The organism is Erwinia tracheiphila, from assembly GCF_021365465.1.
GTDB lineage: Bacteria > Pseudomonadota > Gammaproteobacteria > Enterobacterales > Enterobacteriaceae > Erwinia > Erwinia tracheiphila.
The window spans coordinates 1,318,143-1,331,498 of the sequence record NZ_CP089932.1; the positions used below are offsets into that span (position 1 = coordinate 1,318,143).

The window sequence follows — 13,356 nt, forward strand, 5'->3', positions numbered from 1 at the left end:
TGCTTCAATTCATCCTTTGTTCTTGCCAAAGCGTCTGCGTACCACTACAAAAAATACCGGGACAAAGAAAATTGCCAGTACCGTCGCGGTAACCATGCCGCCCATGACACCTGTTCCCACCGCGTTTTGCGCACCGGAACCTGCGCCTGTACTGATAGTCAGCGGAAGCACGCCAAGAATGAAAGCAAGTGAGGTCATCAGAATCGGGCGTAAACGCATACGCACCGCTTCAAGGGTTGATTCCACAAGGCCTTTACCTTCTTTCTCCATAAGATCCTTGGCGAATTCCACGATCAGGATGGCATTCTTTGCTGACAACCCAATAGTTGTCAGCAGGCCAACAACAAAGTAGACGTCATTGCTCAACCCACGAAGAGTGGTGAAGATAAGCGCCCCGATAACCCCCAGGGGGACAACAAGCATTACCGCAAAGGGAATTGACCAGCTTTCGTACAGCGCGGCCAGGCAAAGAAACACCACAATCAATGAGATCGCATACAGTGCCGGCGCCTGATTACCGGACAGACGTTCCTGATAAGACATCCCCGTCCAGTCATAGCCAATCCCTTGCGGTAATTTGGATGCCAGTTGTTCCATTAGCGCCATCGCTTCACCGGAGCTTTTGCCAGGTGCAGCCTGGCCAAGCAGTTCCATCGATGGCAGGCCGTTGTAACGTTCCAGACGAGGTGAGCCGTATTGCCATTTAGCCGAAGCAAACGCGGAGAATGGCACCATTTGACCCGACGAACCGCGTACAAACCACTTATCAATGTCGTTTGGCAGCATACGTGAATCGGCCGTACCCATCACATACACTTTCTTCACACGACCACGATCGATGAAGTCATTGACGTAGGAACCGCCCCAGGCAGCGCCAAGCGTGGTATTGATGTCAGAAATTGATACGCCAAGTGCTTCTGCTTTCTCCTGATCAATGGCCAATTTGTACTGTGGAGTATCCTCCAGGCCATTTGGCCTGACGCCCACCAGCGTATCGGGATGTTGAGCGATCATACCAAAAAGCTGATTACGTGCCTGAGTCAAGGCATCATGGCCTAAGTTAGCCTGGTCAATAAGCTGAAAGTCAAAACCCGTGGCATTGCCCAGCTCAATAATGGCAGGCAGGTTGAAGGGAATGACCATACCGTCTTTAATGGCACCAAATGCTCTCATGGCGCGACCTGCAATACCGTCAACTTTATTGGCTGCACCGCTACGCTCACTCCATGGCTTGAGGCTGACAAAGGCAATTCCCGTATTTTGACCACGACCGGCAAAACCAAAGCCATTCACGGTAAAAACTGACTTCACATTGTCTTTTTCATTTGTCAGGAAGTAATCGGTGACCTTGTTCAACACAGCCTGAGTGCGCTCCTGTGTTGCACCCGCAGGTAACTGAGCCTGTGCCAGTAGCAGCCCTTGATCCTCTTCTGGCAGGAAGGCTGAAGGCAATTTTATAAACAGCCATGCCATGCCCAGCACTATCACCAGATAGATCACCAGATAGCGGCCAGTGCTGCGAATAATATGGTCTACGCTGTCAGTATAGTGATGAGTGCTCTTGTCAAACATGCGGTTAAACCATCCGAAGAAGCCGGTCGTTTTGCCATGTTCACCTTTGCTGATTGGCTTAAGCATGGTGGCGCAGAGCGCAGGCGTGAGGATCATGGCCACAACCACGGACAATACCATCGCGGAGACGATGGTAATGGAGAACTGGCGATAAATAACCCCAGTAGACCCCCCGAAGAAAGCCATCGGAATAAATACGGCAGAAAGTACCAAAGCGATACCCACCAGCGCACCTTGTATTTGTTCCATCGACTTGCGAGTGGCTTCTTTTGGCGGCAGACCTTCCTCAGCCATTACGCGCTCAACGTTTTCCACCACCACAATTGCATCATCAACCAATAATCCTATTGCCAACACCATGCCGAACATTGTCAGCGTATTTATCGAATAGCCAAAGGCACTGATAATGGCGAACGTCCCAAGCAGCACAACGGGCACCGCTATTGTGGGGATAAGGGTGGCACGAAAATTTTGCAAAAAGAGGTACATAACGATAAACACCAGCACGATTGCCTCGAGCAGGGTTTTCACCACTTCCATAATTGAAATTTTAACAAATGGCGTGGTGTCGTAGGGATAAACAACCTTAAGGCCCGATGGAAAGAACGGCTCAAGTTTGGCCAGCTGTGCCTTTACCGCATCCGCAGTATCCAGCGCGTTGGCACCTGTTGCCAGTTTAATACCAATACCGGAAGCAGGTTTGCCGTTGTATCGTGCAATGACCTCGTAGTTCTCACCTCCCAGCTCAATTTTTGCAATATCTTTCAGCAGAACTCGCGAACCATCAGCGTTAACTTTAAGCAGGATTTTGCCGAATTCATCGGTCGACGTCAGACGGGTTTGAGCAATAATTGACGCGTTTAACTGCTGGCCAGGAACCGGGGGAGAGCCACCCAACTGACCTGCGGCAACCTGTGAATTTTGTGCGGTAATCGCACTAATGACATCAATGGGCGTCAGCTGGTAGTTATTGAGCTTGTGCGGATCCATCCAGATGCGCATCGCGTATTGAGCACCAAATATTTGGGTATCGCCCACGCCAGGTGTTCGGCTGATAGCATCTTTAATATTCGACGCCACATAGTCAGCGATATCATTTTGCGTCATGCTGTCACTGTCGCTGACAAAGCCTGCCACCATCAGAAAACTGCTGGAGGACTTTTGAACGTTTATGCCTTGCTGTTGAACTTCCTGTGGCAGTAACGGCGTGGCCAGCTGCAGTTTATTCTGCACCTGAACCTGAGCAATGTCCGGGTCCGTACCTGACTGGAAAGTCAGCGTAAGTTGTAATGTACCGGATGAGTCACTGTTAGATGACATATACATCAGGCCATCAATGCCGTTCATATTTTGCTCAATAACCTGCGTGACTGAATCCTGTAATGTTTTTGCATCGGCACCCGGATAAGTGGCGGTTATCTGTACCGCGGGGGGGGCAACATTAGGATATTGCTCGATAGGGAGTTTCAAAATCGAGAGCACGCCTGCCAGCATAATAATGATGGCGATAACCCACGCAAAAATAGGGCGGTCGATGAAGAACTTAGCCATGCTTCAACGGCTCCTTTTAAGACTGAGCATGTACAGATTTTGCCTTGTCGGCATTGTCTGTACTCACTTCTTGCGGTGTAACCTGAATACCCGGTTTGGCCCGTTGGATACCCGTGGTAATCACTTTGTCGCCTGCTTTTAATCCATCAGTAACCAGCCACTTATCGCCAATTGCCTGTTCTGCTGTCAGGTTACGCACGGCAACTTTGTTGTCTGCCTCTACCACCATAGCCGTTGCCTGACCGGTTGGAGTCCGGGTCACCGCCTGCTGTGGCACTAACAATGCGTTTGGATTGGTTCCTTCGTTGAGGCGTGCACGAACAAACATGCCCGGCAGTAAAGTGTGGCCCGGGTTAGGAAACACGGCTCGCAGCGTGATAGAGCCGGTGGTTTCATCAACGGTGACGTCTGAAAACTCCAGAGTGCCGGTCTGAGAATATTCGCTGCCGTTTTGAAGCAGCAGCTTAACCTGAGCTTTACCACCAGTCTGCTGCAGCTTGCCAGAACGGAGTTCCGCACGCAGGCGTGTGTAGTCTTCGCTCGACTGGGTAACGTCGACATAAATTGGGTCGAGTTGCTGAACGGTCGCCAGCGCCGTGGTTTGAGCATTTTGTACCAGAGCACCTTCGGTTACTGACGATCTACCGATGCGACCATTGATAGGGGAGGTTACTTTTGTAAAGGCCAGGTTGATGCGGGCTGTTTCCACACTGGCTTTGGCAACCTCTACTGCTGCGGCAGTCTGACTCGCGGTAGCAACAGCAGTGTCATAATCCTGCTGGCTGATATATTTCGTACCGAGCAAGGGCTTATAACGTTTTACCGTAAGTGCTGCGATTTCTGCGTTAGCTTGTGCCTGAGCTAAATCCCCTTTGGCGCTGTCATAGGCTGCCTGATAGGTGGCTGGCTCGATCTGATAAAGCGATTCTCCTGCTTTAATATCGCTGCCTTCAACAAAATTGCGTTTCAGGATAATACCTGAGACCTGAGGTCGAACTTCTGCAATACGGAATGATGAGGTTCGTCCAGGGAGATCGGTTGTCACCGTCAGCGGTGCGGTTTTGAGCGTAACCACCCCGACTTCAGGTGCCTGCTGCTGTCCGGCCTGTTGTGTGCTTTTATTATCACATCCTGTCAGCAGCATACTTCCTGAAAGTATCAGAACGGCTGCCAGAGGTATCAACCCTCTGTTTTTGTTCATAAATAAACCTCGAATGTCCGATATTGATTGTTCAATGGATCTTAAATAAATAACCCATTGCTGCGTTTCAATTATAGTCGTGTTATGTTACATACATTCGGAAATGTATGTAAGCACACCTCTTAGTAAAAATCCCCGTATGGCACGAAAAACCAAACAACAGGCATTAGAGACGCGTAATCAAATTATTGATGCGGCGATTGAAAGGTTCTCTGAATACGGTGTATCAAAAACGTCGCTTGCCGATATTGCTGATACGGCTGGTGTGACGCGAGGTGCAATTTACTGGCATTTCAAGAACAAAGCCGACTTGCTGAATGAAATATGGTCTCAGTCGGAATCCGGTCTTGAAGACTTAGAACTTGAGTATCAATCAAAATATCCTTTCGATCCACTGTCGGTGATGAGCTCAATGATTTCAGCCGTTCTGCAAGCAACAGTGAGAGATGCGCGTCGGCGCGCGCTTATGGAAATTATTTTTCATAAGTGTGAATTTGTGGGCGAAATGGCTACCCTGCAGAAGATGCAACAGACATTATATCTTGAGTGCTACGAGAAAATTGAAGCGGTTATCCGTCAGTGCATAGCAGCAGGGCAGCTCCCATCCGATCTGGATACGCGGTGTGCAGCAGTTGTTATGCGGGGCTACATTACCGGCCTTATGGAAAACTGGTTGTTTATGCCCGAAAGCTTTAATCTGGCTGCGGATGCTCCCCAGCTGGTCGAGATATTGATCGATATGCTAAAACACAGCCCTTCGCTTCGTACTGGCCAACACTAGCCGTTCTCCGTCACCGCGAGCTTCTTTTCATAATCGTGCTTAACGATAGCAAGTGCCGCCAGAACGGTATGGGCCGGGATGGCGTTTTCCTCAAGAAGCATGATTAAATCAACGGCCAGCTTTATTTCTTCTGAAGCGGTTTCAAGTGACATTGTGTTCCTCAACGCATTTCATATACGTAATTTTTTAATAACCAGCACCATCATTAATGCGCCAGTAAGAGAAATTAATAGCGATCGCAAATCAAACCGGGTCAAGGTGCCATAATCGAAAAAAGGGGAGCGTTCAGAATTCTGTGTCACGGTAAAAATATTACAGCGTAATCACGTTATTCAGTCGCCCGTCAAAATAGATGGCTAACTGCGACAATGTCAAATTCCAGTTCTGGATCGGCATTGTCCACTTCTCCTGCGCATTCAGCAGCCCCAGATAAAGCAGCTTCAACAGGCTGTTTTCATTAGGGAACGCGCCCTTGGTTTTCGTCAGCTTCCTGAACTACCGGTGAACCGACTCAATGGCATTGGTCGTGTAAATCACCTTGCGGATATCTGCGGCATAGCGGAAGTACGCCGACAGATTTTCCCATTTCCGACGCCACGACTGGATAACCACCGGATACTGCTGACCCCAGCGGGCTTCCAGTTCATGGTTAGGAGATTGAATCGCTTCTTTTGATATCGCCTGACCATGAAAAATGACACTGTCTACTCCATTGCTGCTGCTGATCTGTGTGGGTCTTGATATAAAAATGCCATCTTCGCTGTATTTTCAACCTGAAACCCATTTTTCAGGTGCACCGATCCAGTTCCGGCATCCGCAGCCATCGTTTTTTCGCCATCTGATGCAGCCTGTCAGAGAGCATTTTTGTGGCGTGTTCACCCGCCACGGCTCCGGAAAAATGCAACCGGCCTTTACAGAGGATGCACTGATACGGATCTGTGCCCAGGAAGCCTTTCATCAGTACCGCGAACCCGGGGCGTTTAGGTTTTTCCCGTACCGTCATCTCCAGCGCTTCGTAAACCTTCGGCAGCAGCGTGCCCCGCTTTCGGTTGGCCAGAAAGCCGGAGTAGCGCACCATCTTAAAATGCCGCGCCGGAATGTGGCTGATATAGCGCCCGATCATCTATTCCTGACTCAGCGTCTGGCGTTTATGTTTTCCCGTGCGGTGATCGAGGTAGTGGTGGACTACCGCGCCTCCGCCGTAGTGTCGCAGACGGGAAGCCGACACCGGCGGGCGCTTCAGGTAGCGGCCGAGGTATTTCACGCTGTGCCAGGCTCCCCGGGTCTTCTTCGCGAAGTGTACCTTCCAGTGTCGGCCATATTGTGCCTTCAGGTAACGCCGCCACTGGCGCTCATCGCGGATGTGGCCCAGACCCGGCAGCATGCCGGGCATGATCCGGGCGTAGCTGTCGCGCAGCAGTCGGATAACAGCACCACGCCAGATTTCCTCAACGGCCTTCTTTTTAAAGAAGAGGCTGCGCCAGACGCGGTGCTTAACGTCGAGACCGCCCCGCGTGACGGAGACGTGGATATGCGGATGCTGATTGAGCTGGCGACCATAGGAGTGCAGGGCGCAGAATATGCCGACCTCAATGCCCTGTGTACGTGCCCACTTCAGCATGGCGCGGGTGGCGCAGCGGAACAGGTCGTTGAGCAGCGGCCTGTTATAGTTAAAGAACGGCCAGAGCAGGTGTGGCATAGTAAAAGTGATGTGTTGCCATTCGCAGTCGGGCAGAATGTGCTGCTGCTCAGCAATCCACTGCCCAGTGGACTTCATGCCGCAGGCGCTGCATGCCTTTGACTTGCAGCTCTGGCAGAAGAAGCGGGAGTGGGTACAGCCCGGCGAGGCACAGCAGTAGCGGCGAACGCCCATTGCGCAGGTTCCACAGGCGAGCATGCGCTCAACACAGAGGCGGTTCCACTGGCTGACGCTGTCACCGTGCTTCCCGAGGTAGTAGTTCCAGCCGTCATAGACGGTGAACAGGAGTTTGGCGGGACGCGGGATATACATGATGCTGAGTATAAAGCGGTGCTCCGGCCATGCAAAGCATCGGAACGGCGAAGCCGTGACGCTCGCCCTGTAAGGGCGCTACGTTCATCCAGCGCGGTTTCCGCCGCGGCTTTCGATACCGCACGGTAAACCGGCTTCAGGTCGGCCATGAAGGCTTTATGGTGCTTCGACGCTATGTATTTAATGGAGTTTCGTATCTGGTGAATGATGCACAGCTGGACTTCGGTTTGCGGGTAGATGCTGTTTATCACTTCCGGGAAGCCGGTCAGCCCATCCACGCAGGCAATCAGTACGTCCTTTACGCCCCGGTTTTGCAGGTCGCTCAACACTGACAGCCAGAAGTTGGCACCCTCACTTTCAGACAGATACAGCCCCAACACTTCCTTTTTACCGGAAAGGTTCAGCGCCAGCACGGTATACACCGCCTTGCTGACGTAGCGGCCTTCCTCGCGGATCTTATAGTGAATGGCGTCCAGCCAGACAAAGGGATAAACCGACTCCAGCAGGCGCTGCTGCCACTGTTTGAGTTCAGGGATAACCTTGTCGGTGACGGCGCTGAGCGTGGCGGTGGAAACGCTGAAAGCGTACAGGTCTTCGATCTCCCGGCTGATGTCGGCGTAACTCATGCCCAGCGCGAACAGGCGAATAATCTTCTGTTCGATCTCGTCCGACAGCGTGGTCTGGTGCTTCTTCACCAACTGAGGCTCGAAGGTGCCGTTGGTGGTTTTGATGGTCTTTTTACCGGAACCGTTTTTACGGTTGGCTTCAACATCCGCAGCCAGATGGGAGTCCAGTTCGGCGGCCAACGCCGCCTCGGTTAACTGTTTGATTAACGTGGTTAGGATACCATCTTTACCGGTCAGGGCCTGACCGGATTGGAGTGCTTTCAGCGCTTTGTCGAAATCAAAGGGTTGGGACATGTATCATTCCTTTTTTGAGTATATTACTGGAATGACACAGAATTTTTAACGCTCTCGAAAAAAGTGCTGATATACCCTCCGGTCAGTCCGCCAACAAGGGGCAACATCAACGTGGCGATGAACCCTCCCGGTCTGCCATGAAAAAAACGGCGTGTAAAAAAACCAACCAGCAGGCCAATAATGACCCATGAAAGAAGCCCCATTGGTTAACTCCCATTAAAATCTAATGTGTGGCAGCTACTGTTCACTTTTTTCAATAGCCTGCTCAATGCGTTTTAATGCCTGCAGGCAGCGCTGCAAGCGTCCCTCTTGCGCGGCTATTTCTCGTTGCAGTTTTTGTTGCCCGCTTAAGGTATCCTGGTAAGCAAGCTGACTTTCCCGATCAGCTATCGCCGCACGCAGTCGTCTTTCATAATCCTGATGTTTTGCCAGTTTTTCATACAGACTTTCCTCTTCAGGTACTGTCTGCAGATCTTTTTTGCGTAACGACTGCGTTGCCACTTCCCGCTGCAGGGCACCGATCTGCCGTACCATTCGTTCTGCCAGCCAGGCGACGCTTTCACTGCTGCCACTGATGCTGCTTTGTTTCAGCATCGCCAGACTCTGTCGGACTTCTTGCAGACAGTCTCCAAGACGGATACTGTTACAGTGAAACAGTTGACCATCAAAACGTGCGCTGGAGGCTTTTTCATGCGCGTGGGGAGCCAGTGTGTGCACCAATTGCTTTATCTGGGCTGCCAGTTGTCCAAGCAGATATTCTCTTCTCATTTCATTTACTCCCTCCCTCTTTCGGTATGATAGCTCTGACGGTGATGTTTTGCTTTCTGAGGTTGCAATTAGAAGAGGGTTTGCATAAATTTGTTCGCTTTCGTACGCGGCTTCCCCTGAATGAACGGCAATACTCTGCGAATGGGTTTCGTCAGAGTCACTGAAGCTGCGTGAGTCAGATTGGTATTTATCAGGCATAAAATTATGACCGCAACAGCGCAGCAGCTCGAATTCCTGAGAAACAGTATTAAAAGTATCGCGGATTATCCCAGGCCCGGCATCCTGTTTCGTGATGTCACCAGTTTGCTGGAAAATCCTGAAGCCTTTGCTCTCAGCATTAAATTATTGGTGGAGCGTTACCGCGATGCGGGTATTACCAAAGTTGTAGGAACCGAGGCGCGCGGATTTTTGTTTGGTGCCCCGGTCGCATTAGGACTGGGCGTCGGCTTTGTGCCGGTGCGCAAACCCGGAAAGCTGCCACGTAAAACTTTTTCAGAAAGCTATGAGCTGGAATACGGTACTGATCGGCTTGAACTACATTGTGATGCGATTACTGCAGCAGACACCGTGCTGGTCGTTGATGATCTACTGGCTACTGGCGGCACCATTGAAGCAACCGCTAAACTGATTCGCCGTGCCGGTGGAGAAGTCAAACATGCCGCCTTCATTATTAATCTGTTTGATTTGGGTGGAGAGCCGCGTTTGAATGCAGCAGGAATTGAATGTTTCAGCCTGGTCAGTTTTCCGGGGCACTGAGTTGTCAGATATCAGCATAAGGGCTGCATCCTTTTTAAGCCTGGCCTGCAATCACGTTTTGTCAACGTCATCATCAGCGTCTGGCTCTGTCGGGATCTCTGCAGGAAAGTAAACGTTTCAGGGTGTGCCAAAAGAAAAAAATCCGCCTTTTGTAAAGGCGGATTTTTACTATCAGAACTTCAGATTAAATGAGGCAGAAATGGTTTGCGAAGTTTCGTTCGACGACTTCTGGATACCATAGTTGAGGCCATACGTCATTTTATCTTTTTGCAGTAAGAAACCTACATTGGCGTTGTAAGCTGAACTGTCAGCGATACGAGACTCGCCATAAGCCGACCCCGTTACCCCCGCCATTGTTACCGTTGTACCCGCTGTCGTATCACCGCCGGTGGCTACCCAGGACAAATCCAGAGAAGGTTTCAGCGTATAACCCGAGTCGTTTTTATATTCTTTGGTAAAACGGACACCCAACGGAACAGACCATAATGATTGAGAGCTGGAACCGTTCTTAAAGAACTCTTTTCCTTCACTTTTGGTTTTAAAGGCTTTGTTTTTCAACTGGGTATAGCGGAACCCAATATACGGCATAATATCAACGTATTTATTTTCAAACACGTATTCGCGCGTAAGACCCGCACTGATGATAGTCGATTTACCATCCCCGGACAACGTTGAGTAACCCGTAACCGGATCGAGTGATTGCTTGATGCTGTGGCTAACGCTTGAGTAGTTAATATCGCCGATAAGATTCCAGCTACCACTGATCCAGCTGCCGTAGAGAGAGGCTCCCCAAAAATCGAGTTCGTTTTTTACCGGGTAGAGGTTGCCAGTCGAACGACTTTTACCTTTACCCATATTCAAAGCTCCCCCGGTTTTGAGTATCCCGCCCTTATTTGTCAGTAAGGTATCTTCAGCACCGATAAAGATGCCCCCAAGCCAGGTGTTGGTTTTCGCATTAAAGCCACTGCTGTTGTAACCGGAAAGCTTGCTGTTGTCATAAAGCAGAGACGTCCACAAATTAAAACCCTCTTCCAAAGGTGTCCCCTGAAAGAAATGTTGACCCATGGATAAATGGTGTGACAAGGTTTTAGCAGTGGCGGACATGACTCTGAAGCTGGTACCTGCAACATTGGCTATAGAGGCAAGATTGATCGCCGATTCAATGAGGCGGGCTGAGGTGCCTGAATCGCTGACATAGCGCACATCCATGGCTTTAGAGATGAACTCCTGAGCGGCATTATCTGAGGTTACGTTGACGCCGATCTGTTCGCTCATTGCATTGAGCAGGGCAGCTGTACCGCCTGAAATTTCTGGAAGTGTGGTACTCAGATCAGCGCTGTTAAGGGTGATCACCGTTGAATCTGCGCTGGCGGTCTGTGTTGCGGTCAGCAGCCTGCTGGTGGTGCTGATATTGGACTCCTGCCATGTGGCAGATTCCGACAGGCCCGAGCTGGTAACGGCAGTAAAGGACTCTCCTGCGGTGATACTGTCATCTGTTAAAACCAGCAAATAGGCACCGGAGTCGATTTGAGCCGATCCCATCGCCAGTGCAGCATTACCTGAATCAATATAGGATCGAGCATTTAACACCGTCAGAGAGGAGGTACCCAGACCTGACGTGCTTTCATCTCCCCCTACGCGCCAGTTCAGATCGGTGCTGGAAAGATCGAGGGTGGTGTCTCCACTCAAGACCAGCGTACCGTTGAACGATACAGCGAGATTATTTTGCAATAGCGCAACTTTTTCCTGCCAGCTGTTGGCATTCAGTTCCGTTGGGCCAAAAATAGCGGTACCGTCACCGCTTATAATCAGGGTTCCTTCATTTGCTTCCAGCGTTTTAGTGGCGTAGATACCCCCATCGATGGTCATAGTGCCATTGTTCAGCACCGAGCTGCCCACCTGAAAGGTCCCGCCACTTTGTAAAAATTGATTTTCTGTGGTTGTCAGGGTATCCGTTAAGCTGCTCCAGAGATTTGCCACTCCCAGCGTCAGTGTGCCTGCTGTGAATGCGCCGCTGCGGATATCCAAAATACCTGTGCCTCCCACGCCAGCGGTCTGTGCCAGGGAACTGCTGTCCAGCACGCCATCATGACTGCCATTTTGCCCACCAATTTGAATATCACTGGCAATTTGACCTCTGCCACTTAAGAAAACAGCTGTACCTGTTCCGCCATTGCCTGCTTCACCTCCATTACCCGAGCGGCCTTTGACGCCATTGTTGGTGCCTCCATCACCTGCATTTCCCCCCTGGCCTCCCAGCGTCAGCGTTCCTTTATTATTGATTACGCCGGAGGTAAAGGTGAGGGCACCTGAGGAGCCGTCACTGCCATTGCCGCCGTCACCCGCAGCATTGCTTCCTTGCAGATTCCCTCCGTTTCCCCCGTTTCCCCCGTTACCACCCACATGGATGCCGGAAGTGACCGTGAGGCTGCCGTTGTTAAATGTAACGGTGCCTGTACCAGCAGAACCGCCATCACCTGCGGAGCCTCCCTGGCCGCCTGCAGCTCCCGATCCTGCAGAACCGGAGGTACTGGCTGTGCCGGATGAGCCCGTAATACCGCCGCTACCGCCGCTACCACCGTTACCACCGTCGCCCCCAATGGCGACTGACTGTGCGCTAACCACACTATTCGTCACGGTCAGACTTCCGTCACCACCATCACCACCATTTGCGCCCTGACCGCCATTGCCGCCTGTACCACCAGCCCCGCCGTTACCATCATCCCCTGTGGAGGTGGCACTTTCGGACGTGACTCCCGCATCTCCCCTCTGGCCTCCAGTTGCGCCATTACCCCCGGATGAGCCAGATCCAGCCGAACCGCCGACGGATAGTGTGTTCCTGACATTCATTGTGCTGTTGTTCAGCATCAGACTTCCGCTGCCTCCAGCACCCCCTCCGGCACCATCTCCACCGTTACCTCCGGTACCGCCATTACCCCCGTTTCCGCCATTCCCGGCAAGGCCGCCTGGTGCACGAGTACCGTTAGCCCCGGCTATACCGCCACTACTACCTGTGCCGCCGCTCCCCCCTATCTTGCCGTCCTGGCCGTCACTGGCATTGCCGCCCGCAGCACCGACGAAACCGCTAAAAATGGTGAAATTGCTTTGATTTACGGTAAGCGTGCCGGTGCCGCCTGCAGCGCCATTACCCCCGTTACCCCCGTCAGAGCCGTTGCCGCCGTTCCCACCATTGCCGCCGTCTCCCCCGTTCCCTCCCATGCCGGTTGTGCCACCATCGCCGCCGTTGCCCCCGGCTCCTCCTGTACCACCATAAGTACCTGCAGACGCCTCGCCAGCTTCACCACCTTCACCGCCGCTTCCACCAATCTGCAGAAGTCCCAACGTGCCTCTGACATTGCGTAACGTGGACGTTTTGTCGTCGCCCACCGTACCCGTATTTCCTTTTGTACCCGCGCTGCCGCTGGCTCCATCACTCCCATTTACGCCGTTACTTCCATCTCCGCCGCTGGTGGTGATTCTGGCATTAGAGCCGTTGCTGCCATCACTGCCATTCGTGGCGTTTCCTGCGTTGCTTGCTGAACTGCCGCTTCCGCCAATGCCGCCATCGGTGCCGATAACCACGTCATCAACGGCATAGGCCATATTCATTGTGCCTGATAAAGGAAGGCTGATAATAGCCAGCGTATGCATCGCTTTAATTAAAGGGTGTTGTTGGGATGTTTTATTTGAGGAAGTGGCTCTCTTTTGGGTGTGCTTTATTTCCATTATGTATATTCCATTATGTTTTTGTTAAGGAGGTGTCAGCGTGTCCGTAGCGCTGTAAATAAGGAGTCTG

General features: G+C 51.6%; 7 protein-coding genes and 3 pseudogenes. 2 read left to right on the plus strand and 8 right to left on the minus strand.

All coding sequences use genetic code 11. The features are described from left to right. Nucleotides 1–9: 9 nt before the first annotated feature. The gene (locus LU633_RS06960) at nt 10–3,123 is read right to left on the minus strand and encodes a multidrug efflux RND transporter permease subunit AcrB (RefSeq protein WP_016191635.1); all 3,114 of its coding nucleotides are present in this window, start codon (nt 3,121–3,123) and stop codon (nt 10–12) included. A gap of 16 nt (nt 3,124–3,139) precedes the next feature. After that, nucleotides 3,140–4,324, minus strand: coding sequence for an efflux RND transporter periplasmic adaptor subunit (locus tag LU633_RS06965; RefSeq protein ID WP_040465659.1), 1,185 nt, complete (start codon nt 4,322–4,324; stop codon nt 3,140–3,142). A 139-nt stretch (nt 4,325–4,463) separates the two neighbouring features. Between LU633_RS06965 and acrR the strand changes: the two genes are divergently transcribed. Further along, the gene (gene acrR, locus LU633_RS06970) at nt 4,464–5,105 is read left to right on the plus strand and encodes a multidrug efflux transporter transcriptional repressor AcrR (RefSeq protein WP_016191633.1); all 642 of its coding nucleotides are present in this window, start codon (nt 4,464–4,466) and stop codon (nt 5,103–5,105) included. Here the strand turns inward: acrR and rsmS are convergent. The 5 genes and pseudogenes from rsmS to priC all read right to left on the minus strand — a co-directional run bounded on the left by rsmS (nt 5,102) and on the right by priC (nt 8,804). Continuing rightward, a complete protein-coding gene (rsmS, locus tag LU633_RS06975) occupies nt 5,102–5,257 on the minus strand; it encodes a pleiotropic regulatory protein RsmS (protein WP_016191632.1) in 156 nt (51 codons plus the stop codon). The two genes, acrR and rsmS, sit on opposite strands and share 4 nt — an antisense overlap. Before the next feature lie 160 nt (nt 5,258–5,417). Next, nucleotides 5,418–5,753 (minus strand): annotated as a pseudogene (locus LU633_RS06980) (transposase); the annotation flags it as partial. A gap of 139 nt (nt 5,754–5,892) precedes the next feature. Beyond that, a pseudogene (locus tag LU633_RS06990) lies at nt 5,893–7,116 on the minus strand (IS91 family transposase). Nucleotides 7,117–7,199: 83 nt separating this feature from the next. After that, nucleotides 7,200–8,036 (minus strand): annotated as a pseudogene (locus LU633_RS06995) (IS256 family transposase); the annotation flags it as partial. A gap of 237 nt (nt 8,037–8,273) precedes the next feature. After that, the gene (gene priC / locus LU633_RS07000) at nt 8,274–8,804 is read right to left on the minus strand and encodes a primosomal replication protein PriC (protein ID WP_016191627.1); all 531 of its coding nucleotides are present in this window, start codon (nt 8,802–8,804) and stop codon (nt 8,274–8,276) included. Nucleotides 8,805–9,008: 204 nt separating this feature from the next. On the opposite strand from priC, the gene apt reads away from it, so the two are divergent. Beyond that, the gene (gene apt, locus LU633_RS07005) at nt 9,009–9,560 is read left to right on the plus strand and encodes an adenine phosphoribosyltransferase (protein WP_016191626.1); all 552 of its coding nucleotides are present in this window, start codon (nt 9,009–9,011) and stop codon (nt 9,558–9,560) included. Between the two features lie 171 nt (nt 9,561–9,731). Here apt and LU633_RS25750 read toward each other — a convergent pair whose 3' ends face one another. Next, on the minus strand, nt 9,732–13,286 hold the full coding sequence (locus LU633_RS25750) for an autotransporter outer membrane beta-barrel domain-containing protein (RefSeq protein WP_016191625.1): 3,555 nt from the start codon (nt 13,284–13,286) through the stop codon (nt 9,732–9,734). Nucleotides 13,287–13,356 lie beyond the last annotated feature (70 nt).